2 tRNA genes and 1 rRNA gene are annotated in these 530 nt (G+C 46.6%); all 3 read left to right on the plus strand.

Features of this window, described 5'->3' with window-relative positions:
* Positions 1–77 (plus strand): 16S ribosomal RNA (locus GWQ27_RS22215); the annotation flags it as partial.
* 72 nt (positions 78–149) lie between these two features.
* A tRNA-Ile gene (locus tag GWQ27_RS22220) sits at positions 150–226 on the plus strand.
* Between the two features lie 16 nt (positions 227–242).
* A tRNA-Ala gene (locus tag GWQ27_RS22225) sits at positions 243–318 on the plus strand.
* The last annotated feature ends 212 nt before the right edge of the window (positions 319–530 follow it).

Here is a 530-nt window from a genome sequence, read left to right on the forward strand (position 1 = left end):
CCACGGTGTGATTCATGACTGGGGTGAAGTCGTAACAAGGTAACCCTAGGGGAACCTGGGGTTGGATCACCTCCTTACCTTAAGATGTCGAAGTTGTTGAGTGTTCACACAGATTGCCTTGATTCAAGTTTAGAGACAGTACACGAAGTGGGTCTGTAGCTCAGGTGGTTAGAGCGCACCCCTGATAAGGGTGAGGTCGGTGGTTCGAGTCCACTCAGACCCACCACTTCGTTCCCGATTATGGGGCTATAGCTCAGCTGGGAGAGCGCCTGCTTTGCACGCAGGAGGTCTGCGGTTCGATCCCGCATAGCTCCACCATAATCGGTACTGTATTTTGTGAGAAGCAAAAGCCATGCATTGAGCCTTGATGTTCAATCTATGCCTTTGACTTCTTTATGAAGTTTGCTCTTTAACAATCTGGAAAGCTGATTTAAAAAGTAGTTCTCAAACATTTGTTACAAGTGCTTTGGAAACTTCTTGGCGAAAACCAAATTTTATTTTGGTCCTTGTTGTACGACAACAAGTCGCGT

The organism is Aeromonas sp. 5HA1 (assembly GCF_029237245.1).
Classification (GTDB): domain Bacteria; phylum Pseudomonadota; class Gammaproteobacteria; order Enterobacterales; family Aeromonadaceae; genus Aeromonas; species Aeromonas salmonicida.